This window comes from Nonomuraea sp. NPDC005730, from assembly GCF_040630865.1.
Classification (GTDB): Bacteria; Actinomycetota; Actinomycetes; order Streptosporangiales; family Streptosporangiaceae; genus Nonomuraea.
The window spans coordinates 1-26,486 of sequence record NZ_JBEXYK010000037.1; the positions used below are offsets into that span (position 1 = coordinate 1).

Genomic DNA, 26,486 nt, shown 5'->3' on the forward strand with positions numbered 1-26,486 from the left:
GCGCCTCCACGGCCCAGGGCACCTACCCGATCACCGTGACCGGCACCGGCTCCACCACGCACACCGCGACCTACACCCTCACGGTCGGCACCGGCGGCCCCGGCGGCCAGGACCCGCCTGACGTCAGCGTCGCCAACGTCAAGACGCACCTGGCGCAGCTCCAGAGCATCGCCACCGCCAACGGCGGCAACCGCAGGTCCACCGGCCAGGGCTACCTGCAGTCGGTCTCCTACGTCGAGCAGAAGCTCCAGGCGGCCGGGTACACCGTGACCCGCCAGTCCTGCAGCGTCTCCTACTGCACCAGCGGCGCCGGCCCCAACCTGATCGCCGACTGGCCCGGCGGCGACGCCAACCAGGTCATCATGTCCGGCGCCCACCTGGACAGCGTGTCCGCGGGACCGGGCATCAACGACAACGGCTCCGGCTCGGCCACCCTCCTGGAGGTCGCGCTGTCCCTGGCCCAGAAGAACCCCACGATGACCAAGCACGTGCGGTTCGGCTGGTGGACCGACGAGGAGCAGGGCCTGAACGGCTCCGAGGCCTACGTCGCCTCGCTCAGCTCGACCGAGCGGTCGAAGATCAAGGTCTACTACAACTACGACATGGTCGGCTCGCCCAACGGCGGCTACTTCATCAACAACATCACCACCACCGGCGCGTCCTTCCTGAAGGAGTTCTACGACAAGCTGAACCTGCAGCCGGAGGAGAACACCGAGGGCGCCAACCGGTCCGACGACGCCTCCTTCCGCAACGCCGGCATCGCCAGCTCGGGCGTGGCGGCGGGCGCGAGCGCGACCAAGACCTCGGCGCAGGCGACCAAGTGGGGCGGCACGGCCAACCGGGCCTACGACTCCTGCTACCACTCCGCCTGCGACACCACCTCCAACATCAACGACACCGTCCTCGACCGGGCGGCGGACGCCGCGGCGTACGCCATCTGGAAGCAGGCGGTCGGCGGCACCACCCAGCCGCGTGACTTCTCGCTCTCCGCCAACCCCGGCTCGGGCACGGTGCAGGCCGGCTCCACCGCCACGACGACGATCGGCTCGACCACCACGAACGGGACCGCCCAGACGGTGAACCTGTCCGCGAGCGGCCTGCCGACCGGCGCCACGGCCTCGTTCAACCCGGCCAGCATCACGTCGGGCGGCTCGTCCAGCCTGTCGATCGCGACCTCGCCCACCACCCCGGCGGGCAGCTACACGATCACCGTGACCGGCACCGGCGAGACGGCGACGCACACCACGTCGTACGCGCTGACCGTCCAGGGCACCTCGGGTGGCCGGACGTTCACCAACGACACCGACTACCAGATCAGGGACTACTCCAACACCCAGAGCTCGATCACGTCCACCGCGACGGGCACCGCGGCCTCCCCGGTCAAGGTGTCCATCACGATCAGCCACACCTGCGCCGAGGACCTCGACATCTGGCTCCGCGGCCCGAGCGGCACCTGGTACGTGGTCGACGCCTACGGCGGCACCACCTGCACGCAGTACGGCACCAGGACCTTCTCGATCCCGGTCAGCCAGCAGGCCGCCGGCACCTGGACGCTCGACATCGAGGACGTCTACGCCGGTGACACCGGCTTCCTGGACAGCTGGAGCATCACGGTCTAACCATCGGAATCAGGGGTAGCGAGCCCCGGCCGGTCATCCGGCCGGGGCTCCTTCACGTCGTTGCGGGTGCGCACGCCGAGCTTCTGCAGCACCCGCGCGACGTGCGTGTCCACCGTCCGCCGCGACAGGAACAGCACCTCCGCGATCTCCCTGTTCGTCCGGCCCAGCGCGACCAGCCTGGCCACCTCGGCCTCCCGCGGCGACAACACCCCGCTGCGGCCCTTCCTGCCCCGGCGTGGCGCGCTGCCCGGCCCGATCTCGCGCAGCAGGTGGCGGCAGCGGGCGGCGTCGTGGGTCGCGCCCAGGCCGGCGTACCGCTCGCAGGCGTCCGCGATCAGGTCGGCGGCCCGTGCCCGGTCGCCCATCGCCAGCCGGGCCGCCGCCTCGGACTCGGCCGTCCTGGCCACGCTGTAGGGCCTGGGCATCGTCTCGTACGCGGCCCGCGCCCTGGCGAAACACCTGGCCGCCTCCTCGTACGCGCCCCGGTCCAGGGCCAGCGAGCCGGCCGCCGCGTCGAGGCCGGCGTGCGCGGAGGGCGCGTCCCGGCCCTCGATGCCCGCCGCGAACTCGGCCACCAGCTCCTCGGCCTCCTCCGCCCGTCCGGCCTTCAGCAGCGCCGCCACGGCCGGCGGCACGAGTTGGTCGCCCCACACCCACATGCCCTTGCGCCGCAGCCTGGCCACCGCCCGCTCGGCCTCGGCCAGCGCCTCGTGCGGGCAGTCGCGGGTCAGGTGCAGCTCGATCAGGCCGCCCGAGGCCACGGCGGCGACCGGCAGGAACCCCGACTCAAGGTCGTTGACCCCCGCCGCCAGCAGGTGCTCGGCGGCCTCCTCCCACTCACCCCTGGCCAGGGCCAGCATGCCGAGTGCGAGCCGGGCGTCCACGGCCAGCAGCGGTGCCTCGGCCGTCATCTCGACCGCCGCGACGGCCCGTTCCCGCAGGCCCTCCCAGCGGCCGGTGAGCAGGGCGAGCCGGATCGAGGACATCTCCACCAGGAACACCGGGTACTGCGCGCCCGTCTCCTCGGCGATGCGCCTGCTCTGGTCGGCGAAGCGCTCGGCCGCCGCGTAGTGGCCGAGCGCGATGGCCGCGTCGAACAGGTTGGAGTAGCCGCGCGCCACCTGCCTGCGCACCGCCGCCGACGGGTCGTTCGCGGGCAGCGTCGCGGCCAGGTCGAAGGCGTCCGGCGAGCCGAGCATCATGGCCAGGCTGATCTTGTTGGCGTGCACGGCGGCGGTCAGCTCGGGATCCTGGTCCTCGACCGTGGCCAGCAGCTTCTCCGCGCGGTTCATCCACTCCTCGTGGACGGTCAGCGGCTCGTCGCCCCAGGCGGGCATCGCCAGCAGCGCCAGCCCGCGCGCGGCCAGGCTCGGCCGGTCGTGCAGGTCGGGCAGGGCGAGCAGGATCTCCTGGCGGCCGGCGGCGACCACGCCCGCCTGGTTGGACAGCAGCACGCCCAGGTTGAGCCGGGCCTCGCCGCGTACGTGCCGGGACAGGAAGTCCTCGGCCAGCAGGTGGCGCAGCGAGCGCACCACCCGCCGGTAGGACAGCCCGATCGCGGCCACCCGGCTGAGCCGCAGCGCGAGCGGGCCCCGCGCGTCGTGCGGGAGCTTCGGGTCGGCCAGCATGCCGGCCAGCACCTCGACGGCGAGCGGGATGTCGCCGATGGCGGCGGCGTGGTCGGCCGCCGCCGGGCCGTGCCGCTGCCAGGACTCGAAGTCGCCCGCGCGCCTGGCGTGGTAGGCGAGCTGGACGAGCGGCGGCGGTTCGAGGGCGGACAGCGCGGTCACCGCCCGCTGGTGGATGAGCCGCCGGTCGGGGCCGGGGATCGCGTCGTAGACGGCCTGCTGGGCGAGGGCGTGGCGGAAGCCGTACTGGCCGTCGTGCTGTTCGAGCAGCACGCCGGCCTTCAGCGCCTGGCTGAGCCCGTCGCCGAGAGGGTGGCCGGAGACGGCGGCGATGAGCTGCTCGTCGGCGGGCAGCCCGAGCACGGCGGCGGCGTGCACGGCGTGCAGCGCGGCCGGCGAGAGCCCGGTGAGCTGCTCGGTCATCGCCTCGCGCAGCAGCAGCGGCACCGCCATGCGCTCCAGGACCTCAGGCTCCTCCTCGCCGCCGAGTAACTGGCCCTCGTCGTCGAGCAACGAGCGCACCACCTCCTCGATCACGAACGGCACCCCCGCCGTGCGGTCGCGCAGCTTCGTGACGAAGTCGGAGGTCAGCGTCGAACGGCCGAGCAACGCCCCGGTCAGGCGGCGCACCCCCTCGACGTCGAGCGGCGTCAGCGAGATCACCTCGCTGCGCACCCCCGGCGGACGCCGGTACGCGCGCCCGAACGGCAGCCCCGGCACCGGCAGCCCCTCCCGGCGGAACGTCACCACCAGCGCGAGCCCCGCCGGCGGCTGGTCGGTGAGGAAGCGCAGCAGGTCACGGGTGCCGTCGTCGGCCCAGTGGAGGTCCTCGATCACCAGCACCGCCGGGCCGGCGGCGGCCAGCAACGCGTGCACCGCGCGGAACAGGCGGTGGCGCTCGGCGCGCGGGTCGTCCAGCGGGGGCGGCGACGGCACCGGCGGCAGATGCCCGGCCAGCTCCGGCAGGTAGCCGCGCAGGGCGCCGGTGACCGGGTTGAGCGTGCCCGTCTCCGGCAGCGCGCACCCGACGTGCCGCAGCGCGTCGAACACCGGGCCGTAGGGGAACGGCTCGCGGATCTGGTGGCAATGGCCGATCAGGACGGTGCGTTCGCCGTCGGGCAACAGGTCGAGCGCGGCCCTGACCAGCCGGGTCTTCCCGATGCCCGCCTCGCCCTGCACGAGGATGACGGCCGGAGGGCCGGTGATGGCGTCGACGAGTGAGCGTAACTGGGCGTCACGCCCGATCAACCCAGGAGAAGCCAGGCTTGTCATCGGGGTCTCCGTAACAGTGCAGGTTTACTCCCCCTGTCGGAATACTGTTATCCATCACGGGTCAGCGCGGGTCAAGCCTCTGTTTTCCGGTCAAATGTCCTGCCCTTGGTGGCGTCGGTGATCCCGGTGCCCTCGGCCGCCCCGTCCCGCGCGGGCGTCGCCTCAGGAGGCGACGGGGGTTCTGCCGTCACCCGCCGGGGCGGGTTCGGCCAGGTCCACGCTGTCGCGGAGCTTGGTCGGCTTGAGGAACAGGGTGGCGATCACGCCGATCACGGCGATGCCCGCCGAGATCAGGAAGATGTGCCCGGTGGCGTCGCCGTACGCGGCCCTGACGATGCTCTTGAACGGCTCCGGCAGCGCCGCGATGTTGAGCGTGCTCCTGCCGCCCGCGGCCGCCTTGGCCGGGTCGATGCCCGCCTTGGCCAGCCCTTCGGCGATGCCGGTCGCGACCTGGTTGGCCAGCACCGCGCCGAGCACCGACACGCCCACCGTGCCGCCCAGCGAGCGGAAGAACGTCACGGCCCCGCTGGCCGCGCCCAGCTCGCGCAGCGGCACGGTGTTCTGGATCGCGAGGACGAGGTTCTGCATCGACATTCCGACGCCCGCGCCGACCAGCACCATCGCGCCGGCGATGAGCACGAGCGAGGTCTGGTGGTCCATCGTGGACAGCACCAGGAACCCGACGGTCAGCACGACCGCCCCGGTCACGATGTACGGCTTGACGTTCCCGCTCCTCGACACCATGCGCCCGGAGATCGCCGAGGACAGCAGCACGCCGAGCATCATCGGGATCGTCAGCAGCCCCGCCTCGGTCGGGCTGTAGCCGCGGCCGATCTGGAAGTACTGGCCGAGGAAGACCGAACCGCCGAACATCGCCATGCCCACCGCGAGGCTCGCCAGGATGGCCAGCGCCGGGGTACGGCGGCGGATGACGTGCAGCGGCACGACCGGCTCCTTGACCACGGTCTCCACCCAGGTCGCGGCCGCCAGGACGACGACGCCGCCGAGCACCATCGCCGCGGTCTGCCAGGACAGCCAGTCGAAGGAGTTGCCCACGAAGGTCACCCAGATGAGCAGCACGCTCACGCCGACCGCGATCAGCGTGGCGCCGACGTAGTCGACCTTGACGCCCGCGCGGCGCACGTGGGTCACCCGCAGGGTCTTCTGCAGCAGGAAGAAGGCGACCACGGTGAACGGCGCCGCCACGAAGAAGCACCAGCGCCAGCCGAGCCAGGAGGTGTCCGCGATCAGGCCGCCGAGCAGCGGCCCGGCCACGGTCGCGACGGCCATGACGCCGCCGAGGTAGCCGTTGTACTTGCCCCGGTCCTTAGGGCTGATCATCGCCGCAATGATCACCTGGACCAGGACCTGCAGCGCGCCCATGCCGAGGCCCTGGAGGGCGCGGAAGGCGATGAGCTGGCTGGTGTCCTGGGCGAAGCCGCAGGCCACCGAGCTGACCATGAAGATCACGATAGAGATCTGCAACAGCAGCTTCTTGCTGAACAGGTCGGCCAGCTTGCCCCAGATCGGGGTGGAGGCCGTGGACGCCAGCAACGAGGCGGTGATCACCCAGGTGTACTGCGACTGCGTGCCGTTCAGCGCGCCGATGATCTGCGGCAGCGCGACCGACACGATCGTGCCGCTGATCATCGCCACGAACAGGACCAGCAGCAGCCCGCTCAGGGCTTCCATGATCTGCCGATGGCTCATCTGACCCGGCGGCGCGGCCGGGACGGTCGGTGCGCTCATGCGCGGCCTCCTCCTACGTTAAAACAATGCCCAATGGGAAAGTTTGCCCGCTGAGCATATATTCCCGGACGGTAGGCTTGGCGCATCATGGACAGCACCGGCGGGCTGCGCGAGCGCAAGAAGGCCGAGACGCGGCAGGCCGTGCACGAGGCGGCCATGCGGCTGGTCGGCGAGCACGGCCTCGACGCCGTCACGGTCGAGACCATCGCCGACGCCGCGAACATCTCGCGCCGCACGTTCTCCAACTACTTCGCCGGCAAGGAGGACGCCGTCCTCTACGGCGAGGAGCAGCGCATCCGCGACCTGGTCGAGAAGGTGGGCGCGCAGCCGGCCGGCCGTACCGCCTGGCAGGCGCTCTGCGGGGCGATCGACGACGTGTTCGAGGAGGTGGGCGAGCCGGCGCGGGAGTGGGCCGTGCGCGCCCGCCTGGCCAAGCGGCACCCGTCGCTGCTGGCCCGGCAGCTCGCCAACCACGCGGCGCTGGAGCGCGACCTGGCCCAGGCGATCTCCGAGCGGGAGAGCCCGGTGCGTCCCCAGGTCATGGCGGCCGGGTTCCTCACGGCGTTGCGGCTCGGCTCGCACCTGTGGGTCGAGGAGCGCCAGTCGCGCTCGTTGCGGGAGGTCATGGCCGAGATGCTCGACGAGATGTCCCGCCCGTTCAGCTGACCGCCCGTCGTCCCCGCTGACCTGCGGGAACGCCTGAAACTTTCATGCCCTGGTAGTGCCAGGTGGAGTGCGGGTCCTCGTGGCCGCGCCAATGTGCCAGGACGCGTCCGTCACTTGAATGGCGGGCATGACGATCACGCGTATGACGATCCCCGGGCGCTGGGTGGAGGGGGCCGGGCTGGTGCTCGGCCCGGCGCTGCTGCTCGCCGGGGTCCTCGTCCGCCTCGGCGCCGACGACTTCTTCCCCGGCCAGCTCGCCGCCTACGCCGCCGACCCGGGCCGCATGGTCCTGTCCTACAGCCTGTACGCCGCGGGCGCCGTGCTGCTGTGGCCGGCGGTGACCGCGCTCGGCCGGGTGATCGCCGCCACCCATCCGGCTCTGGCCGGGTGGGGCGTGACGCTGGCGGTGCTGGGGCTGTTCGGCAGGGTGTTCCACGCCGGGGTGAGTCACCTGGCGTTCCAGCTGGTGGACGCGCTCGGCCCGGAGGCGGCCGAGCGGGTCGTCGCCGGCACGTACGGGGCCTTCCACGTGTTCAAGGCGGTCAACGTCTGCATCATGGGCGGCTGGCTCGTGCTGGCCGTGGGCGCCTTCCGGGCCAGGGCCCTGGGAGCCGGACCGGCCGGCGTGGCCAGGTGCGTCGCGCTGGCGCCGGCGGCCGGGCTGCCGCTCGGCGTGCTCAAGGGCAGCAGTGACCCGATCGCGCTGGCCGGGCTGGCCGGGCTCGTCGTCGCGCTCGTGCCCATGGGCGTCGCGGTGCTCCGGACGGGCCCCGCGCCCCGCTGGTGGGCGCTCGTGCTCACGCTCGCGCTGGTCCCGGCGGCGTTCTTCGTGGGGATGGCGGGCTGACTCCCTTATAGTTGACATCAACTAGCCGACGATGGATAGTTGAAATCAACTAAAGGGGACTCCGATGGAGAAGCGCCGCAAGGTGGCCAACCCGCTCGCGCTGGCGGTGCTGGCGTTCCTGCTGGTCGAGCCCATGCACCCGTACGAGCTGGGCCGCCGCCTGCAGGAGACCGACAAGGACAAGAGCTTCAAGTACAACCGCGGCTCGCTCTACATGGTCGTCAAGCAGCTCGCCAAGGCGGGGTTCATCGTCGAACGGGAGACCGTCCGCGACACCGAGCGGCCCGAGCGCACGCTCTACGAGCTCACCGGCGAGGGCCGCGAGGAGCTCTACGACTGGCTGCGCGAGCTGGTCGCGACGCCGCAGGAGGACTATCCGCACTTCGGCGTCGCGTTGTCGCTGATCAGCGTGCTCGACCCGGCCGAGGCCGTCGGGCTGCTGGAGCGGCGCGCGGCGGCGATGACCGCCCAGCGGGCCGAGCTCGCCCGGACGGCCGACGCCGCCCGCGCGGGCGGCGTGGCCTGGGTGTTCCTCGTGGAGGACGACTACCGCCTCGCGGTGCTCGACGCCGAGCTGGCCTTCGTCGCCCGCCTCATCGAGTCCCTCAGCGCACCTGACTACGCCAGGACCTGGCACGAGATGTTCGGGAGTCGGCAATGACAGCAGTGAGCACGGCATTGGTGATCGGCGGGGGCATCGCCGGCCCCGTCACCGCGATGGCGCTGCGCCGCGCGGGGATCGAGGCGACCCTGTACGAGGCGTACGACAGCGGCGCGGAGGGCGTCGGCGGCACGCTCACGATCGCCCCGAACGGGCTCGCGGCGCTGCGGGCCGTCGGCGCGGAGGAGGCCGTCCGGGCGGTCGGCCAGCCGGTGGCGCACACGGTCGTCCGCGACGGCGCGGGCAGGCGCATGGGCGAGCTGGCCGGCCTGCCCGACCTGCCGCCCAGCCAGGCGATGTGGCGCTCGCAGCTCTACGGCGCGGTCCGCGACCAGGCCCTGGCCGCCGGCATCCGCACGGAGTACGGCCGCCGCCTGGTCGGTGTCGAGGAGCACCCCGGCGGCGTCACCGCGCGCTTCGCCGACGGCGGCAGCGCGAGCGCCGACATCCTGGTCGGCGCCGACGGCATCCGTTCCGTGGTCCGGTCCCTGATCGACCCGGCCGCGCCGGGGCCGCGCCACGTGCCCCTGCTGAACTTCGGCGGCCTGGCCGACGTCGCCGTGCCGGCCGGGAGGCAGGCGTCCTACTTCGTGTTCGGGCGGCGGGCGTTCCTCGGCTACTGGGTGCAGCCCGACGGGCGCACGGCCTGGTTCTGCAACGTCCCGCACGCCGAGCCGACGACGTCCGCGCAGGCGCGCCGGGTGCCGGCCGGGGAGTGGCTGCGCCGCCTGGGCGAGCTCTTCGCGGGTGAGGAGCCGGGGCAGGAGCTGGTGCGGCACACGTCCCCCGAGAACCTGGTGGCGCTCGGCACGGTGGAGATCATGCCGAGCGTCCCGCGCTGGCACCGCGGCAGGATGGTCCTGGTGGGCGACTCGGTGCACGCGCCCTCGCCCAGCTCGGGACAGGGCGCCTCGCTGGCCGCCGAGAGCGCCGTCCAGCTCGCCCGCTGCCTGCGCGACCTGCCCGGCGTGCCCGCCGCGTTCGACGCCTACGTACGGCTGCGCCGCGACCGCGTCGAGCGGGTCGCCGCCCGCGCCGCCCGGACCAACAGCAGCAAGACCCTCGGGCCCTTCGCCGTCACGATGATGCGGCTGATGATGCCGGTGGCCACCCGGACGTTCCTCGCCCCCGAACGCGCCCTCGGCCCCGAGCAGCGCTACCACCTCGACTGGGACGAGCCGGTGACCGCCTAGGCGGTCAGCAGCTTGACGATCGCCACCACCCCGATGCAGACGACCGCACCGCGCAGCACCGGCGCGGGCAGCCTGCGTCCCACCCGCGCCCCCAGGAACCCGCCGACCGTCGAGCCCAGCGCCACCAGCAGCACGGCCCACCAGTCGACGTCGGCGACCAGCGTGTACAGGACGGCGGCCGTGGCGTTGACCACGAGCGACAACACGTTCTTGGCGGCGTTGACGCGCTGCAGCTCCTCGTCGAGGAAGATGCCGAGCAGGCCGATGAGCAGCACGCCCTGCGCCGCGCCGAAGTAGCCGCCGTACGCCCCGGCGGCCAGCACGCCCAGCCACAACCAGGGTCCGCCGTGCGCCTGCCGCGGGCGGCTGGCCAGCAGCCGGCTGATCCTGGGCTGGGCCAGGACCAGCACGCAGGACAACCCGATCAGCACCGTCACGACCGCCGTGAACGTGCGCTCCGGCAGGTTGAGCAGCAGCAGCCCGCCGATCAGCGAGCCAAGCGCGGAGGCCGAGGCCAGCCGGAGGAGGCGGCCGCGCTGACCCTTGAGCTCTTCGCGGTAGCCGAGGACGCCGGTCACGCCGCCGGGCACCAGGCCGATGTTGTTCGAGACGTTGGCGGTGATCGGCGGCAGTCCGACGGCCAGCAGCGTCGGGAACGTGATCAGCGACCCGGAACCGACGACGGCGTTGATGCCCCCCGCTCCGATGCCGGCCGCGAAGACCGCGGCCATCTCCCAAGGTGTCATGGCGGGTGACTCTAGTGCGTGGCCCTGGTGTGGTCGCTGGTCAGGTGGGGGTCAGCGGGTGAGGGTGCCCGCCCGGACCAGCCAGTCGACCGCCTCCGCGACCGCCTCCAGCGAGGTGTGCCGGGGGCGGTGGCCGAGCAGCCGCCCGGCCTTCTCCATGCTGCAGTGAGGGCTGTGCGCGATGTGGTCGTAGGTGACGCGGGCGTCGTGCTCCGGCACGGTCTCCCGCCACTGCTCCCACGGCAGGTACGACAGCCGCGCCTCCCGGCCGGACCAGCCCGCCACCGCCTCGGCGTAGCCGCGCAGCGTCAGCGCGGTCACGGCCACCGAGTGGAAGCTCTCGCCCCTGGCGGCGGCAGGGTTGTTCATGGCGTCCACGAACAGCCGGGCGACGTCGTCGGCGTGGACGTGCTGCACGGTCTCCATGCCCAGGTTGGGCAGCCGCACCTCCGCGCCGTCGGCCAGCGCCTGGAACACGGCCGGGTCGAGGTTGCCCGCCGGATTGACCGGGATCCAGCCCGGACCGGTGATGTGCCCGGGATGGACGATCGTGGCCGGGAACCCCGCCCGCGCGGCCAGGTCGAGCAGGTACGCCTCGATCGCGGCCTTCTGCCGGCCGTACTCGCCGATGGGCCGTTTCGGGCGGTCTTCGGTCGTCGGGACGCGGGTGCTCGGGCCGTGCACCCAGATCGTGCCGCAGTGGAGGAACTGCCGGACCCGGCCGGCCAGCGCCCCGGCCAGGTGGCGGGCGCTCGCCTCGGTGAAGCAGATGAGGTCGACGACGACGTCGGCCTCCAGCTCGGCGATCCGCCGCCCGAACGTGCCCGCCGCCTCCTCGGCCTCCCGGTCGGCGACCATGGTGGCGACCCGCTCCCACGCGCCGTGCGGCGTGTACGGCTCCCGCTTTCCGCGGCTCACCGCGACCACGTTGTGGCCCGCGTCCACCAGGCGCGGGACCAGATAGGTGCCGATGTGCCCACTCGCCCCGATCACCACTACGCGCATGCACCCACCCTAGACCGGCTCGGTCCGGCCGCCCGGTCGCCAGCTCCGGGGGCGATCAGGCGGAGCGCCCGGTCGCCAGGTCCGGGGGCGTTCAGGCAGTACGGCCGATCGCCAGGTCCAGGGCGTGGGCCGCGTCCTGGCCCGGCGACGGGCGCCAGGCCACGTGCTGGTCGGGGCGTACCAGGGCCAGAGCGCCGGCCGCGTCCGGCAGGTCCACCTCCCGCAGCGGCACGCCCAGCTCGGCCGCCCGCTCCACCAGCACCTTGGCCTCCGGCGACGACAGGTCGCCCACCAGGCTGAACCCGGGCCCGAGCCGGTCGTAGAGCGACTCCCCCGGAGCGAGCCACCGGTGCGGCAGCCGCTCGCCGCACCCGCCGGCCACCACCGGCGACCCCGCGTACGTGTACCCCAGCACCAGGTCCAGGCTGTGGAACTCGCGGTCCTTGGTCCGCCGCACCGCCTCCGCGACGGCCGGGCGCACCCGCTCGAACTCCGCGTCCGAGCCCATCAGCGCGGGATCGGCCAGTTCGGGCGCGAGCGTGGCCATGTTGGCGGCGGCGGCCTCGATCGTGGCCGCCGCGACCGGCCGGCGCTCGGCCTCGTAGCTGGCCAGCAGGGTCGCCGGAGCCCATCCGTTCAGCACGGCGGCCAGCTTCCAGCCGAGGTTGACCGCGTCGCCGATGCCGGTGTTGAAGCCGTGGCCGCCGTAGGGCGGGTTCTGGTGCGCGGCGTCGCCCGCCAGGAACACCCGCTCGCCCGCGTACCGGTCGGCCAGCAGCATGCGCGCGGTCCACGGGTCGGTGGCCAGGATCTCGACCTCGACGTCGGCCCCGGCCAGGTTGCGGACCAGGCGTACCGGGTCGGCGCCTTCCGCCGGGACGCCCTGGGCGATGCACCACCACAGGTCCTCCAGGTCGAGCCGGCCGAGCATGCCGGGCTGGGCCGGGTTCAGCACCCAGTAGTGCACGGCGGGGCCGTGGGGCACCCGTTCGGCCAGGCCGGGCGCGCGGAAGACGACGTTGAAGTTGGGCCTGGCGTCCTGGCGGCCCTCGTAGCGGGCGCCGATGGCCGCGCGCGTCACGCTGCGGGCGCCGTCGCAGCCGACGACGTACGCGGCGCGCACCTGGCGGGTGTCGCCGCCCGCGGTGGCCAGGTCGGCGGTGACGCCGTCGGCGTCCTCGCGCAGGCCGGTCACCCGCCAGCCGGTGAGCAGCGCGTCACCGGCGGCCTCGCGCAGCACCTCCTCGACGATCGGCTGCGGCACCTGCTGGCCCGGCTCGGCGGCCAGGTCGGAGCCGGTCAGGTCGAGGCCGAAGCAGCCGCCGATCCTGGTGATCTCGCGGCCGAGCAGGCCGGTGGTGAACACCGCCTCGTCCGACCAGGAGACCGCGAGCGGCGCGCGGGCGCGCACCGTCTCGGCCAGCCCCCACCTGCGCAGCAGCTCCATCGACCGCGCCGACGTGGTCTTGGCGCGCGGACGCAGCCACGACACGCTCTCGCGCGGCTCGACGACCATGCTGCGCACCCCGTGATGGGCCAGCTCCACGGCCGTCGCCAGCCCGACGGGCCCGCCTCCGGCGATCAGTACCGGTATGTCGGTCTGGCGCACGCTTGCTCCCATTCGTCATGGTGATCAGCGGCATACTCCAAGCGCCGCGCGTCCCACGTCAAGCTCGGGCCGAAACCGCCGCCCGGATCACCGATCGGGAACGATCTAGAGGACGGCCGCCGGACTTGTTACGGTCGTTCCATGACTGAGTCCTCGGCGGTGCCGCTGCACATGCGGCGGGTGGAGTTCGATCCGGCCCCCGAGCTGGGCGAGATGCGCGACCAGGAACGGATCAAGCGCATCGACACCCTCCTCGGCCTGAAGGTGTGGGTGGTGACCCGGTACGCCGACGTCCGCGAGGTCCTGGGGGACGCCGACCGGTTCAGGCTCGCCAGGCAGGGCGCCGCCCGCATGCCCGGAGCGCCCGAGCTGACCGAGGAACAGCTCGCCGAGCTGCGCGCGGGCAACCTGCTGGCCCAGGACCCGCCCGAGCACACCCGGCTGCGCAGGCTGCTGACGCCCGAGTTCACGATCCGCCGGATGAAGCGGCTGGAGCCCCGCATCAGGGACATCGTGCGCGAGCACCTCGACGCCATGGAGGCCGCGGGCTCCCCGGCCGACCTGGTGTCGGCGTTCGCGCTGCCGATCCCGTCGCTGGTGATCTGCGAGCTGCTGGGCGTGCCCTACGAGGACCGTGCCGACTTCCAGCGGCGTACCGGGCGCATGCTGGACCTGTCGCTGCCGGTCGAGGAGCGGGTGGCGGCCAACTTCGAGTCGCGGGCGTACATGCGCGACCTGGTCACCCACATGCGCACCGACCCGGGCGAGGACCTGCTCGGCATGCTCATCCGCGAGCACGGCGACGACCTGACCACCGGCGAGCTCGTCGGCATCGGCAACCTGCTGCTGCTCGCCGGGCACGAGACCACCTCCAACATGCTCTCGCTCGGCACGCTCGCCCTGCTGCGCAACCCCGGGCAGCTCGAACTCCTGCGCAAGGAGCCCGAGCGCATCGACGCGACGGTCGAGGAGCTGCTGCGCTGGCTCAGCATCGTCCACTCCGGCACGATCAAGATCACGTCCAGGGAGGTCGAGCTGGGCGGCCGGACCATCGGCGCGGGCGAGATGATCCTGTGCTCGCTGCCCGCCGCCAACCGCGACCCCGGCTTCATCGCCGACCCCGACACCCTCGACATCACCCGTGGCGCCCCCGGCCACGTCGCCTTCGGCCACGGCGTCCACCACTGCCTGGGCGCGCCCCTCGCCCGCATGGAGATGAAGATCGCCTTCCCCGCGCTCTTCGAGCGTTTCCCCGGCCTGCGGGCGACCGAGGCCACGCCGGAGTTCCGCTCCTACAACGTCGTCTACGGCCTGACCGAGCTGGAGGTCGCCTGGTAGCGGCGCGCACGCGGATTTGTCGGTGACGGCGGATAACGTGCGGGTGTCATGCCAACCGAAGCCAGGCCACACGAGCTGATCGGCAGGGACCACCCCGCCGCGCTGCTGCGTGCCGAGATCACGCGGGTGGTCGACAGCCACGGCGGCCTGGTCCTCGTCACCGGCGAGGCCGGCATCGGCAAGACCACGCTGGTCAGCAGCGCCGCCGCCGAGGCCAGGCGCAGAGGCGCGCTCGTGGTCGGCGGCGCCTGCTGGGATTCCGGCAGCGCCCCCGGCTACTGGCCCTGGGTCCAGGTCATCCGCGCCCTGCGCCGCTCGGCCGCCCCCCACGAGTGGGCCGAGGCCGAGCAGTCGGCCGGGGGCAGCCTGGCCGCCCTGCTCGGCGAGGCGGCGGCGCTCGCCCAGCCACACCTGGAGGTCACCGCCGACACCGACCCCGCCTCCGCGTTCCAGATCTACGACGCGGTCACCACCGCCCTGGTGGCGCTCTCGCAACACCACCCGCTGGTGATCGTCATCGACGACCTCCACGCGGCCGACCCCGCCTCGCTGCGGCTCCTGGAGTTCGCGGCCCGCCAGACCTGGTTCGAGCGCCTGCTCCTCGTCGGCACCTACCGCGACGCCGAGGTCGAGCCGGTCGACCACCCGCTGCGCGACCTGCTGTCCCCGCTCGTCGCCAAGGCCACCACCATCACGCTCACCGGCCTCGACCAGGCCGGGGTGGGCGCCCTCATGGCCCGCACCGCCGGTCTCGACCCGCCCGCCGACCTGGTGGCCGAGGTCCACGTGCGCACGGGCGGAAACCCGTTCTTCGTCGAGCAGACGGCCCGGCTGTGGCGCAGCGGCGGCTCGGCCACGGCCGTGGCGCCCGGCGTCCGCGACGCGCTGCTGCGCCGGCTGTCCCTGCTGCCGCGGCCGGTGTCGGAGCTGCTGCCCGCCGCGGCCGTGCTCGGGCGCGAGTTCCACCGCCAGGTGCTGGCCGCCACCGTGGCCGCCCCCGTCGCGCACGTCGACCGTCTCCTCGATCTCGCCGTGATCGCCAGGCTGGTGGTGACCAAGGGCGGCGGCCGGTTCGCCTTCGCCCACGACCTCGTCCGCGAGACCCTCTACGACGCCGTCGCCGACGTGCGCGACCTGCACGCCGCGGTGGTGCGCGCCCTCGACGGCGCCCCCGACCTGGCCCGCCGCATGCTGCCGAGCGACCTGGCCCGGCACGCCTACCTCGCCGGCGACCGCGTCGACCCCGAGCGCGCGATCGACCTGCTCCAGGCCGCCGCCCGCGCCGCCCGCAGCCGGCTCGCCGGCGAGGAGGAGCTCGGCCACCTGCGCCGCGCCCACGAGCTGAGCGCCGCCGCCGCGCCCCGCCGGCGCGTGCTGATCTGCCTCGACCTCGGCAGGGAGCTGCGCCACCGCGGCGAGCGCGACGAGGCCCGGCGTATGTTCGAGGAGGCCGGCGCCGTCGCCGCCGATCTCGGCGACCCCGAGCTGACCGCCCGCGTCGCGCTGGTCTTCCGCTCCCACTACGGCCACGACGACTCCCTCGACCGGTTGCGCCGGGCCCACGCCGAGCTCGTCGGCGAGCCGGCCCCCGACGACCGCCTGGCCCTCGACCTGGTCTTCCACCTCGCCGCCCAGGCCCGCCAGGGAGGCGACGACGACGTCCTGGCCTTCAGCCTGTGGGCCCACCACGACATCATCTGGGGCCCCGGCACGGCGGGCGAGCGCGTGGCCCTGACGGGCGAGCTGCTCGACGTCGCCCGGCGCACCTCCGACCGCGAGCTCGAACACTTCGCCGGCGCCCTGCGCTGGGTGGCCATGATCGAGGAGGGCGACCCCCGCTACCTCGACCGGTTCCACGACTACGCGGCCAGGGGCCGCAGCGCCGACGACGCCCACCTCGCCCTCACCACCTCCGTCGACGCCAGCATCGTCGCCGCGCTCGCCGGGCGCTTCGCCGAGGCCGAGGCGCTGATGACGGGGCTGTCCCTCGACGGCAAGGACCACGACTTCGACGTCATGCTCGACCACCACCACTGGGCGATCCGCTGGCTCCAGGGCCGGGTGGAGGAGCAGGAAGACGTCCTGCGCAGGATCAGGTCCGGCCGCCACCCCGACCGCGGCCTGCTGGAGGCGCTGACCGCCCTGCAGGCCGGCGACGTCGGCACCGCGCTGCGCCACCACGCGGCCGGCGCGAGGGTGGGGCGCATGGCCGAGCCGCTGTGGCTGCGTTTCCAGGCGGAGCTGGCCGCCGCCACCCACGACCGGGAGCTCGCCGCCGGGGCGCGGGCCGCGCTGCTGCCGCACCGGGGGCGGTGGGCGGTGTCCTACTACGGCTGGGACATCAGCGGCCCCTACGACCTGTGGATCGCCGTGCTCGACCTGGCCGAGGGGCGGTGGGCGGAGGCGGCCGAGGGGTTCACACGGGCGTACCGGTCGGCCGACCGGATGCGGGCCCGCCCGTGGTCGGTCCTGGCCCGTGCCCGCCTGGCCGAGGCCCTCCTGGCCGGGGGCGACACCGGCCGGGCCCGTTCCCTGCTGGAGGAGGTCCGGCGCGAGGCGGCCGAGCTCGGCATGCACCACGTCCTCGACACCCTCCCGGCGCAGGGGAGTGCCGCCGCCGAGCCCGCGCCCCCGCCGGCCCCCCAACGCGACGAGAGCCCCGGCCCCGACCCGGCCGCGGGCGACTTCCGCAAGGACGGCGAGGTCTGGGCCCTCAGGTTCGCCGGGCGGCTGGCCCACATGCCCGACGCCAAGGGCCTGCGCGACCTGCACCACCTGCTCGGTCACCCCGGCGCCGACATCCCCGCCGTCGCCCTGCTCGCCCCGGAGGGCGGCGACCTCGTGCTGGCCGCCCGCGCGATGGGCGGCGACGCCGTGCTCGACGAGGAGGCCAAGGCCGACTACCGCCGTCGCCTGTCCGTCCTCGACGACGAGATCGACCGGGCCGCCGACCGCGGCGACGACGACCGGGCGGCCGAATACGACCGCGAACGAGCGGCCCTGCTGGAAGAGCTCCGCACGGCCGCCGGGCTGGGCGGCCGCTCCCGCCGTCTGGGTGACGAAGCCGAACGGGCCCGCAAGACGGTGACCGCCAGAATCCGCGACACCCTCCGCAAACTCACCCAGACCCACCCCGAGCTCGCCACCCACCTCCGCGCCACCATCTCCACCGGCGCCACCTGTCGCTACCAGCCCACCACCCCCATCACCTGGCACCTCTGACCGGGCCGCCCCCGCCCCACGCCGGCTCGTTCGCGATCGCATCGAGATCTCGGGACGCGAACCTCTCCCGCGTCAGGCGGATCTCATCCCGCGGACGCCCCAGCAGAGGAGACGCCCTGATGCCGCCGACCTCCGGAACCACGATCGGACGACGCCCAGGGCGGCATGCTCTCGCCCTGCTCGCACTCACCGCCGCGACCGGATGTCTCCCGTTCCCGACCACCCCGAGCTTCGGCGGCCTGACCGGCATCACGGTCAACGCCGACGGCAGGCTGACCTTGGTCATGGCGTGGTGCGGACGGCCGCCGGACGGTGTGGTCGTCTCTCGCAGGAGTGGCGAGGGCCTCGTGGACCAGGCGCGCCTCACCGCGCCGCCCCTGCCCGGATCCATGGCCTACCTGGACCTGGAGAAGCTTTCGCCGGGATGGTCGGTGACCGGGGGTGATCTGGAATTCCGGCGGGAGCGGAAGTACACGGCGGCCGGCCACGACGTCCTCCTCTCCACCGCCGAATTCACCGCCCGGCTCCAGTACTACTGCTAGCCCGGGGAGGGCCGCTCTTGCCGGCGCAGCGCGAATCGGGCGCGAAGGCAGGGGATGCCTGCTTCGCGCCCGATCCGTGTGGGGGGCTATTTGCGGTTGTAGAGGCGCATGGTCAGGGTGCCGAAGACGGTGATGAGGAGGACGGACGCGATCAGCACCCAGGCCAGTTCGCCCATGTCCGGGGTGCCGGCCATCAGGGAGCGGACGGCGGCCACCAGGCGGGTGATCGGGTTGACGTTGACGAAGATCTGCAGCCAGCCGGGCATCGTGGCCGGGTCGACGTACACGTTGCTGAGGAAGGTCAGCGGGAACAGGACGAGCATGCTCACGCCCATCACCGACTTCTCGCTCCGCATGAGCAGGCCGAACATCGTCCACACCCACGAGAAGGCGAAGGAGAAGCCGAGCAGCAGGACGATCCCGGCCAGTACGCCCGTGACGCCCCCCTGCGGACGGAACCCCAGGACCAGGCCGACGGCGAGGATGACCGTCGAGGCCAGGGTGTAGCGCAGGACGTCGCCGAGCAGGTAGCCCACCATGGTCGAGGGACGCCAGATCGGCAGGGTGCGGAAGCGGTCGAACACCCCCTTCTCGATGTCCTTGTTGACCTCCACCCCGGTGTACATGGTGATCATCACGACGCTGCTGACCATGATGCCGGGCAGCAGGAACTGCAGGTAGTCGGTCGGGGAGCCGGCCAGGGCGCCGCCGAACAGGTACGTGAACATCAGCGTCATCATGAGCGGGAACGCGGTCACGTCGAACAGCTGCTCGGGCACGTGCTTGATCTTCAGGATGGCCCGCCAGCCGAACGTGACCGACGCCGACCACGCGCTCGGCCGAGGCGGCTTCACCCCGGGGGCCAGGACGGTGCCGAGCACGTCGGCGGCGGGGGAGTAGGTCGTGGCGGTCTCGGTGGTGGCGGTCATGCTGCGGCCTCCTGCGCGGTCGCGGACTCGGCGGTCTCGGTGGCGGGGTGGTCGGTGAGGGCGAGGAAGACCTCGTCCAGGCTGGGCTGGCCGAGGGAGAAGTCGTCGACGACGATCCCGGCCTCGGCCAGGCGGCCGAGCGCGCGCGAGGCCTGCTCGGCGGCGGCGGCCTCGCGGCCGTGGCCGGTGATGCGGGCGGTGAGCGACACGGGGTCGGCGTCCAGGTAGACGGGCGCGTCGAGGGTCTGGGACAGCAGCCGTTCGGCTTCGGGACGGGTGCCGGGGTCGCGCAGCCGCACGTGGACCGAGCCGGCGCCGACGGACGACTTGAGCTCGCCCGGCGTGCCCTCGGCGATGACCCTGCCGTGGTCGATGACCGCGATGCGGCCGGCCAGCCGGTCGGCCTCCTCCAGGTACTGGGTGGTGAGCAGCACGGTGGTGCCGTGGGCGACGACGATGCGGACGATGTCCCAGACCTGGTTGCGGCTGCGCGGGTCGAGGCCGGTCGTCGGCTCGTCGAGGAAGAGCAGGTCGGGCGTGTTGAGGATGCTGGCGGCGATGTCGATGCGCCGCCGCATGCCGCCCGAGTACGTCTTGACCTGCCGCCCCGCGGCCTCCGTCAGCCCGAACGCCTCCAGCAGCTGCGCCGCCCGCTCCCGGGCGGCCGGCTTGCGGTGGCCGAGCAGGCGGCCGAGCAGGATCAGGTTCTCGGCGCCGGTCATGTCCTCGTCGACGGAGGCGTACTGGCCGGTCAGGCTGACGCGGCCGCGTACGGCGTCGGCCTCGCGCACCACGTCGTGCCCGAACACGGTGGCCTCGCCGCCGTCCGGTCGCAGCAGGGTGGCCAGCATGCGGACGGCGGTGGTCTTGCCCGCGCCGTTGGGGCCGAGCACGCCGTAGACGGTGCCGGCAGGCACCTCCAGGTCGAGGCCGTCCACGGCGCGGTTGTCGCCGAAGACCTTGACCAGGCCGGAGGTCTGTATCGCCAGGTCTCGCATGGGTGTTCCTCTCATGAGCAGTACGGCTGGGCGCGCCGGGCGTCCCGCAACGCCCGGCCCCACCAGGTGAGCTGGTCGAGCATGGCCGCGACCGCACGTGCGCGGTCGTCGGTGTCGTACGGTTCGCCGCTGCCGGCCACGTCGTCCCCCAGCAGGTCGAGGCCGACCCAGTCGCGCATCGTCACGACGTGCAGGGCGGAGAAGACGGTACGGAGCTGCTCGACCGCGTACAGACCGGAAGATCCCGAGCCGTAGGCGACGAAGCCGGCCGGCTTGGCCTGCCATTCGTCGTAGGCGTAGTCGATGGCCTGCTTGAGCGAGGCCGGGAAGCTGCGGTTGTACTCGGGGGTGACGACGGCGAAGGCGTCGGCCTCGCCGACGGCCGCGGTGAAGCGGCGCATCGAGGGGGTGCTGCGCTCGGGGTAGCGGTCGGGGAAGGCGTAGTCGGCCAGGTCGAGGAGGTCGACCGCCAGGTCGGGACGGTCGCGGGCGCGGCCGGCGAACCACTTCGCCACCGTCTCGCCCATCCGCCCGACGCGGGTGCTCGCGATGATCACCGCGAGGCGGAGCGGTGCGCCGCTCCCGCCGGCGGTGTCGTCCCTGCCCGTCATCGTCCACCTCCCTTTGGCCCGTTCCGGGGCTCTCACCAAGGAGGCGCGAGACGGCCGCCAGACGTCCGCTAGACGGGATCTAGCGGGCTGTCAGGCGGCCGGTCTGAGCACGTAGCCGACGCCGCGCAGGGTGTGGATCATCGGACGGCGGTCCGCGTCGATCTTGCGGCGCAGGTAGGAGATGTACAGCTCGACGATGTTGCCCTGGCCGGCGAAGTCGTAGGCCCACACCCGGTCGAGGATGTGCGCCTTGCTGAGCGCGCGTCCCGGATGGCGCATGAGCAGCCGCAGCAGCTCGAACTCGGTCGGGGTGAGCCTGATCTGCCGGCCGGCCCGCCGTACCTCGCGGGTCTCCTGGTCGAGGGTGAGGTCGCCGACGGAGAGGGCGTCGGCCGAGCGGCGCAGCAGGCCGTGCAGCCGGATCACGACCTCGTCCACGCCGAACGGCCGCATCACGTAGTCGTCGGCGCCCGCGCGCAGTCCGAGCGACGGGTCGGGCAGGGCGTCCGGCGCGGTCAGGAAGAGGACCGGCACGCCGGGCAGCGCGGCCCGCAGCCGGGGCAGGCAGCGGCCGCCGCCCCTGACGTCCAGGACGATCGCCCCGGGACGGAACCCGCGCGCGGCCCGGACCGCCTCGCCGCCGCCCAGGCTGCGCACGTCCCAGCTGCGCATCGCGCGGGAGAGGGACCGGCCGAGCGGGTGCTCGTCCACGACGAGGACGGCGTACGAGTCACGCGCGGATCCGGGCGCGACGGTCGAACCGGTCGGGTGCATGCCGGGAACGATGCCGGTCGTGCATGAGGTTTGTCTGAGGAGCGCTTGTGACGCGGATGAGGACCGCTCGTACGTGGCTGAGGATGCGCTGGTGAGGCGCATGAGGATGCGCTGGTGACGCGTACGAGGCCCGGGGAACAGCGGAAGGGCCCGGCCGCAGCCGAGCCCTTCCCATCCCTTGAAGCGCGATCACCGTTCCTGCCGCTACCCGGAATGTTTGGCTTATCACCCAGCAGAGTCGGTTCTTTGACTAGACCTTCACTGCGGTTGAGGTTCTAGGCTGCCTTTCATGAGCGGAATTCTGGTGACCGGCGCGACCGGCAACGTGGGCAGGCATGTCGTCTCCTCCCTGGCGGAGGCGGGACACGAGGTGCGGGCGCTGGTCCGCGACCCGGCCGGGGCGGTGCTCCCGGCGGGCGTCGAGCCCGTACGCGGCGACCTGGCCGATCCCGGCAGCCTTGAGGCCGCCCTGCGCGGCGTCGACCGGGTGTACCTGATGTGGCCCGGCATCCCCGTGGATCCCCGGGTGGTGACCGCGGTGGCCGGACGGGCCGAGCAGGTCGTGTACCTGTCGGCGGACGTGCCCGACCTGGCGGACGGCGAGCCCGCCACGATCTACCACCAGGAGATCGAACGGCTGATCAGGGCGTCCGGGACGCGGTGGACGTTCGTCCGGGCCATCGACTTCGCCACGAACGCGCTGGCCTGGGCCGCCCAGATCCGGCGCGGAGTGGTCCGGCTCCCGTACGGCAAGGCCGCCAGATCGCTGATCCACGAGCGGGACATCGCCGACGTCGTCACCCACGTGCTCACCACCCCCGGCCACGACGGCGCCAAGTACCTGATCACCGGTCCCGAGTCGATCACCCAGGAGGAGCTGGCGCGGACCGTCGGCGAGGAGATCGGCATCGAGGTGCGCTGGGAGGACCTGCCGCCGGAGATCGCCCGCGAGCAGCTGACGGCCGCCTGGGGGGATCCGGCGTTCGTCGAGGCCCGGCTCAGGGCGTGGGAGTCGTTCACGCACACCCCGGAACGCGTGACCGGCACGGTGCGGGAGCTGCTGGGCCGGCCCGCGCGCACGTTCCGCTCGTGGGCCCGCGACCACGCGGCCGACTTCCGCACGGCCTGAAGCCCGCGCCCACCTTGGCGCTCGGCGGCGCGCCAAGAGGTGCGGCACGCCAGGAGGCGGCGGCGCCTACGCGGTCAGGCTCACCGCCGCGACCGTCTCGCCCATGTCGTCGAGCAGGGCGGCGACCACCGGGCCGGCCTGCAGCCGCCAGGCGAGCGCCTGCAGGCCGTGTCCCGGCACCGGCACCTCCCGCCCGGCCAGCCTGACGGTCTCCACCTCGGCCGACAGCCGCAGCAGCCCGTAGGCCACCCACCGCTTCGGCCGGGGCATCCAGCGACCCGCGTTGGTGTCGAAGCGCCCGTTCTCGTCGGTCAGCCCGTGCTCCTTGAGCACCGAGACGCCCTGGCGGTGGGCCAGCAGGTCGTCGCTGCGCGCGGCCGACATGCTGTCGCCGGCGCGCAGTGCCCAGCGTCCGCGGTGGAACGACAGCAGCCAGACGTCCACCCAGGACAGGCCGAAGCCGTCCAGGCGGGCGAAGGCGGTCGCCGCGATCCGGTCGCCGACGTACAGGGAGGCAGGGGTGAAGCGGAAGCGTCCGCTCAGGTTGCCGGGAAGGGACCTCGGCAGCCCGTGATCGATGAGTCGCAGGCTCTCGACGGCGGGGTTGTACCCAAAATCATGAGTACGTTCCACAGCCTCACCATACACACGGACGGCCCGAATGAGATGCGCGCTTTGTTCCTGATGGGTGAATGATGATGGTCATGGACCGAATCGAAGCTTCTGGCCGTCAGCGGGCCCTGGTGCTCGGGGGCGGCGGCGTGGCCGGCATCGCCTGGGCGACCGGCGTGCTGGCCGGGCTGGCCGACGAGGGCGTGGACGTACGGGACGCCGACCTGATCGTGGGCACCTCGGCCGGCTCGGCGGTCGGCGCCCAGGCCCGCAGCCGGCTGACCCTTGAGGAGCTGTTCCAGCGGCAGGTCGATCCCGCGCTGCAGGCCAGGGAGATCCCCGCGGTGTTCGACGCGGCCTCCTTCGCGGTCGCCCTCCAGGGCATCCTGACCGGCGCCCACGACCGGGACGAGCTGCACCGGCGCATCGGCGCCTGGGCGCTGGAGGCCCCCACGGTCGGTGAGGCGGAACGGCGTGCGGCGGTGGCCTCGCGCCTGCCCGAGACCGACTGGCCGGAGCGCCCGCTCGTGCTGGTCGCGCTCGACGCGGCGACCGGGGAGACCCGCCTGTTCGACCGGGCGTCCGGGGTGGACCTGGTGGACGCGGTGGCGGCCAGTTGCGCCGTGCCCGGGGTGTGGCCGCCGGTCACCATCGAGGGCCGCCGCTACGTCGACGGCGGCGTGCGGTCCAGCGACAACGCCGACCTGGCCGCCGGCTTCGAACGGGTGCTCGTGGTCTCGCCCCAGCCGCCCGGCGCCCCCGCCTCCCCCTGGACGTCGCTCGAACAGGAGGCGGCCCTGCTGCGCAAGGAGGGCTCCGCGGTCGAGGTCGTCAGCCCGGACGAGGGGGCCGTCGCGGCCATGGGCGCCAACCCGCTCGACCCCGCCGTACGGTCACCGGCGGCCCACGCAGGCCGCGAGCAGGGCCGGCGGGTGGCCGCCGTCGTCCACAGCCTGTGGACCTAGCCGGCCGCGGCGCGCTCGGCGAGCGGGCGGCGGCGCAGCGCCGGGTCGGTCAGTGACGCCGGACGCCACGCGCCGTCCGGCTGGTACATGTCACGCCCCGGCGGGACGATCTCGTCGATCCGGTCGAGCGCGGCGTCGTCGAGCGTGAGCGCGGCGCCCTTCAGCAGGTCGTCGAGCTGCGCCATCGTCCGCGGCCCGGTGATCACCGAGGTGACCGCCGGGTGCGCGGCGGCGAAGGCCACGGCGAGCTGGGGGAGCGTGCAGCCGAGATCGTCCGCGACCTCGACCAGCTGCTCGACGGCGTCGAGCTTGGCGGCGTTCTCCGGGATCGACGGGTCGAAGCGGTGGGGGGTCAGCGCGGCCCGGCCGGTGGTCAGGTCGATGTCGCCGTTCTTGCGGTAGCGGCCGCTCAGGAAGCCGGACGCGAGCGGGCTCCAGGTCAGGACGCCCATGCCGTACCGGCGGCAGACGGGCAGCAGGTCCTTCTCGATGCCGCGGGCGAACAGCGAGTACGGCGGCTGCTCCGTCCTGAACCGGTGCAGCGCCCGCCGCTCCGAGACCTGGTGAGCCTCGACGATCTCCGCCGCCGGGAACGTCGAGCAGCCGAAGGCGCGGATCTTGCCCTGCCGCACGAGGTCGGTCAGCGCCGACAACGTCTCCTCGATGTCGGTCGTGTGGTCGGGCCGGTGGATCTGGTAGAGGTCGATCCAGTCGGTGCCGAGCCGCCGGAGGCTCTGCTCGACCTCCTTCATGATCCACAAGCGCGAGTTCCCGGACCTGTTCGGCCCCTCGCCCATCCGGAAGTGCACCTTGGTGGCCAGTACGACGTCGTCGCGGCGGCCCTTCAGCGCCTTGCCGACGATCTCCTCGGACTCGCCCGCGGAGTACATGTCCGCCGTGTCCACGAAGTTGACGCCCTGGTCGAGCGCGGCGTGGATGATGCGGGCGCAGTCGTCGTGGTCGGGGTTGCCGACGGCGCCGAACATCATCGCCCCGAGGCAGTGGACGCTCACCTCGATGCCGGTGCCGCCGAGTACGCGGTAGCGCATTGTCATAGTCCGCGACTCTAGGACCTGGAGTCCACTCCACCTCAAGGGCTCGGCGGCAGGTGTGACGGGGGCACCCAGGGGCACCGGAGGCGGATGGGGATGGTGACGGTGTCGTCCTGGCGCGAGCTGGACGACGCGATCAGCGCGGCCGGCCACACCGAAGGCCCGGCCCAGGCGCACTCGACGCTGGTCTTCCGCGGCCTGGCGAAGAACACGTACTCGCACGTGCACAGCCTGGCGCGGCTGGCGGGCGACTACGCCACCCTAGAAACCCACTTGATACGAAATTTTAGGAAATACGCGCACAGAGCCGCACCCGGCCCTTCCGTCTGGGACTGGCTGGCCCTCGGCCAGCACCACGGCCTGCCCACCCGCCTCCTGGACTGGACGTTCTCCCCGCTGGTCGCGCTGCACTTCGCCACGGCGTCCTGGCCCGGCGACGACGCCGTGCTGCTGGCCGTCGACTGCGCGGGCGCGCACCGCCTGCTGCCCGAGCCGCTGCGCGAGGTGCTCGACGGCGAGGGCGCGCTGCTGTTCAGCACCGAGATGCTCGCCGAGAGCGCCGCCGGTCTGGCCCGCTTCGACGCGCTCGGCCGCGACCGCCCGTTCGTCGCCTTCTTCGAACCGCCGTCGCTGGACGAGCGCATGGTCAACCAGTCGTCGGTGTTGTCGGCGATGTCGGGGGCGACGTACCAGCTCGACGACTGGCTGGCCGAGCATCCCGGGCTGTGGCGGGGCTGGTCGATCCCGGCCGGGGTCAAGGTCGAGATCCGGCGGCGGCTCGACCAGGCCGGGATCACCGAGCGGGTGCTGCTCCCCGGCCTCGACGGGCTGGCCGAGTGGCTGCGCCGCTACTACTCCCCGGGCAGCGTCGACGCGCCGGCCGGCGGCTCCAGCATGTCCGGGCCCGAGCGCCTCGGCCAGCAGGAGGGCCGCATGAACGACTGACCGCTCATCCGGGCAGCGTGCCGCGCACGGCGTCCTCGGTGCGGCCGATCACGGCGTGCCCGTCGTCGGCGGTGATGATCGGCCGCTGGATCAGGATCGGGTGCGCGGAAAGCGCGGCGATCCAGCGCTGGCGGGCGTCCGGGTCACGCGGCCAGGCGTCGAGGCCCAGCTCGGCCGCGGCCGGCTCGCCCGTACGGGTGATGTCCCACGGCTCCAGCCCGAGCCGGGCCAGGACGGCGCGCAGCTCGTCCGGCGACGGCGGGTCCTCCAGGTAGCGGCGGACCTTGTAGTCGGCCGCCTCGGCGTCGAGGATCGACAGGGCCGAACGGCACTTGGAGCAGTCGGGGTTGATCCAGATTTCCATGACGCCGAGG

The 26,486-nt window shown here is 73.1% G+C and carries 23 protein-coding genes; 11 read left to right on the forward strand and 12 right to left on the reverse strand.

Annotated features, from left to right (window positions below):
• The coding region (locus ABZ444_RS32325; RefSeq protein ID WP_358005078.1) for a M28 family peptidase at window positions 1-1,619 on the forward strand (1,619 nt) is incomplete at its 5' end.
• Here the strand turns inward: ABZ444_RS32325 and ABZ444_RS32330 are convergent.
• Window positions 1,616-4,519, reverse strand: coding sequence for an AAA family ATPase (locus ABZ444_RS32330; protein ID WP_358005081.1), 2,904 nt, complete (start codon window positions 4,517-4,519; stop codon window positions 1,616-1,618). The two genes, ABZ444_RS32325 and ABZ444_RS32330, sit on opposite strands and share 4 nt — an antisense overlap.
• A 162-nt stretch (window positions 4,520-4,681) precedes the next feature.
• Complete coding sequence (locus tag ABZ444_RS32335) at window positions 4,682-6,211, reverse strand: MDR family MFS transporter (protein ID WP_358005289.1); 1,530 nt, start codon at window positions 6,209-6,211, stop codon at window positions 4,682-4,684.
• 144 nt (window positions 6,212-6,355) lie between these two features.
• Here ABZ444_RS32335 and ABZ444_RS32340 point away from each other — a divergent pair, with 144 nt between their 5' ends.
• The 4 genes from ABZ444_RS32340 (at window position 6,356) to ABZ444_RS32355 (ending at window position 9,635) form a co-directional block, all read left to right on the forward strand.
• Entirely contained in the window at window positions 6,356-6,934 is a 579-nt protein-coding gene (locus ABZ444_RS32340) for a TetR family transcriptional regulator (RefSeq protein WP_358005084.1), read from the forward strand.
• Window positions 6,935-7,061: 127 nt separating this feature from the next.
• Complete coding sequence (locus ABZ444_RS32345; RefSeq protein ID WP_358005087.1) at window positions 7,062-7,781, forward strand: hypothetical protein; 720 nt, start codon at window positions 7,062-7,064, stop codon at window positions 7,779-7,781.
• Between the two features lie 64 nt (window positions 7,782-7,845).
• Window positions 7,846-8,442 (forward strand): PadR family transcriptional regulator, encoded by a 597-nt coding sequence (locus ABZ444_RS32350; protein WP_358005090.1) that lies wholly within the window; start codon window positions 7,846-7,848, stop codon window positions 8,440-8,442.
• The gene (locus ABZ444_RS32355; protein ID WP_358005093.1) at window positions 8,439-9,635 is read left to right on the forward strand and encodes an FAD-dependent monooxygenase; all 1,197 of its coding nucleotides are present in this window, start codon (window positions 8,439-8,441) and stop codon (window positions 9,633-9,635) included. The genes ABZ444_RS32350 and ABZ444_RS32355 overlap by 4 nt, the downstream gene beginning before the upstream one ends.
• On the opposite strand, the gene ABZ444_RS32360 is transcribed toward ABZ444_RS32355, so the two are convergent.
• The 3 genes from ABZ444_RS32360 to ABZ444_RS32370 form a co-directional block, all read right to left on the reverse strand.
• Window positions 9,632-10,381, reverse strand: coding sequence for a sulfite exporter TauE/SafE family protein (locus tag ABZ444_RS32360; protein WP_358005096.1), 750 nt, complete (start codon window positions 10,379-10,381; stop codon window positions 9,632-9,634). The genes ABZ444_RS32355 and ABZ444_RS32360 overlap by 4 nt on opposite strands.
• 51 nt (window positions 10,382-10,432) lie before the next feature.
• A complete protein-coding gene (locus tag ABZ444_RS32365) occupies window positions 10,433-11,386 on the reverse strand; it encodes an NAD-dependent epimerase/dehydratase family protein (protein ID WP_358005099.1) in 954 nt (317 codons plus the stop codon).
• 91 nt (window positions 11,387-11,477) lie between these two features.
• On the reverse strand, window positions 11,478-12,995 hold the full coding sequence (locus tag ABZ444_RS32370; RefSeq protein ID WP_358005102.1) for an FAD-dependent monooxygenase: 1,518 nt from the start codon (window positions 12,993-12,995) through the stop codon (window positions 11,478-11,480).
• 141 nt (window positions 12,996-13,136) lie between these two features.
• On the opposite strand from ABZ444_RS32370, the gene ABZ444_RS32375 reads away from it, so the two are divergent.
• From ABZ444_RS32375 to ABZ444_RS32385, 3 genes are all read left to right on the forward strand, one after another.
• The gene (locus ABZ444_RS32375; RefSeq protein WP_358005105.1) at window positions 13,137-14,333 is read left to right on the forward strand and encodes a cytochrome P450; all 1,197 of its coding nucleotides are present in this window, start codon (window positions 13,137-13,139) and stop codon (window positions 14,331-14,333) included.
• Window positions 14,334-14,381: 48 nt separating this feature from the next.
• On the forward strand, window positions 14,382-17,555 hold the full coding sequence (locus ABZ444_RS32380; protein WP_358005108.1) for an AAA family ATPase: 3,174 nt from the start codon (window positions 14,382-14,384) through the stop codon (window positions 17,553-17,555).
• 119 nt (window positions 17,556-17,674) lie between these two features.
• The gene (locus ABZ444_RS32385) at window positions 17,675-18,097 is read left to right on the forward strand and encodes a hypothetical protein (RefSeq protein ID WP_358005111.1); all 423 of its coding nucleotides are present in this window, start codon (window positions 17,675-17,677) and stop codon (window positions 18,095-18,097) included.
• Between the two features lie 86 nt (window positions 18,098-18,183).
• Here the strand turns inward: ABZ444_RS32385 and ABZ444_RS32390 are convergent, their stop codons facing one another.
• The 4 genes from ABZ444_RS32390 to ABZ444_RS32405 form a co-directional block, all read right to left on the reverse strand.
• Window positions 18,184-19,026, reverse strand: coding sequence for an ABC transporter permease (locus ABZ444_RS32390; RefSeq protein WP_358005114.1), 843 nt, complete (start codon window positions 19,024-19,026; stop codon window positions 18,184-18,186).
• The gene (locus ABZ444_RS32395) at window positions 19,023-20,024 is read right to left on the reverse strand and encodes an ATP-binding cassette domain-containing protein (RefSeq protein WP_357983752.1); all 1,002 of its coding nucleotides are present in this window, start codon (window positions 20,022-20,024) and stop codon (window positions 19,023-19,025) included. Before ABZ444_RS32395 ends, ABZ444_RS32390 begins: the two co-directional genes overlap by 4 nt.
• 11 nt (window positions 20,025-20,035) lie before the next feature.
• Window positions 20,036-20,635, reverse strand: a complete 600-nt coding sequence (locus tag ABZ444_RS32400; protein WP_358005117.1) for an NAD(P)H-dependent oxidoreductase — start codon at window positions 20,633-20,635, stop codon at window positions 20,036-20,038.
• Window positions 20,636-20,725: 90 nt separating this feature from the next.
• A complete protein-coding gene (locus ABZ444_RS32405) occupies window positions 20,726-21,409 on the reverse strand; it encodes a response regulator transcription factor (RefSeq protein WP_358005120.1) in 684 nt (227 codons plus the stop codon).
• 289 nt (window positions 21,410-21,698) lie between these two features.
• Between ABZ444_RS32405 and ABZ444_RS32410 the strand changes: the two genes are divergently transcribed.
• On the forward strand, window positions 21,699-22,538 hold the full coding sequence (locus ABZ444_RS32410; RefSeq protein WP_358005123.1) for an NmrA family NAD(P)-binding protein: 840 nt from the start codon (window positions 21,699-21,701) through the stop codon (window positions 22,536-22,538).
• 66 nt (window positions 22,539-22,604) lie between these two features.
• Here the strand turns inward: ABZ444_RS32410 and ABZ444_RS32415 are convergent, their stop codons facing one another.
• Window positions 22,605-23,171, reverse strand: a complete 567-nt coding sequence (locus ABZ444_RS32415) for a hypothetical protein (RefSeq protein WP_358005126.1) — start codon at window positions 23,169-23,171, stop codon at window positions 22,605-22,607.
• Between the two features lie 71 nt (window positions 23,172-23,242).
• Between ABZ444_RS32415 and ABZ444_RS32420 the strand changes: the two genes are divergently transcribed.
• Window positions 23,243-24,115 carry a patatin-like phospholipase family protein gene (locus ABZ444_RS32420; protein ID WP_358005129.1) on the forward strand — a complete coding sequence of 291 codons (873 nt, stop codon included), beginning with the start codon at window positions 23,243-23,245 and terminating at the stop codon, window positions 24,113-24,115.
• Here ABZ444_RS32420 and ABZ444_RS32425 read toward each other — a convergent pair.
• Window positions 24,112-25,170 (reverse strand): aldo/keto reductase, encoded by a 1,059-nt coding sequence (locus ABZ444_RS32425; RefSeq protein ID WP_358005132.1) that lies wholly within the window; start codon window positions 25,168-25,170, stop codon window positions 24,112-24,114. The two genes, ABZ444_RS32420 and ABZ444_RS32425, sit on opposite strands and share 4 nt — an antisense overlap.
• An 87-nt stretch (window positions 25,171-25,257) precedes the next feature.
• Here ABZ444_RS32425 and ABZ444_RS32430 point away from each other — a divergent pair, with 87 nt between their 5' ends.
• The gene (locus ABZ444_RS32430) at window positions 25,258-26,112 is read left to right on the forward strand and encodes an FRG domain-containing protein (RefSeq protein WP_358005135.1); all 855 of its coding nucleotides are present in this window, start codon (window positions 25,258-25,260) and stop codon (window positions 26,110-26,112) included.
• Window positions 26,113-26,116: 4 nt separating this feature from the next.
• On the opposite strand, the gene ABZ444_RS32435 is transcribed toward ABZ444_RS32430, so the two are convergent.
• On the reverse strand, window positions 26,117-26,476 hold the full coding sequence (locus tag ABZ444_RS32435; RefSeq protein WP_358005138.1) for an arsenate reductase family protein: 360 nt from the start codon (window positions 26,474-26,476) through the stop codon (window positions 26,117-26,119).
• Window positions 26,477-26,486: the final 10 nt, after the last annotated feature.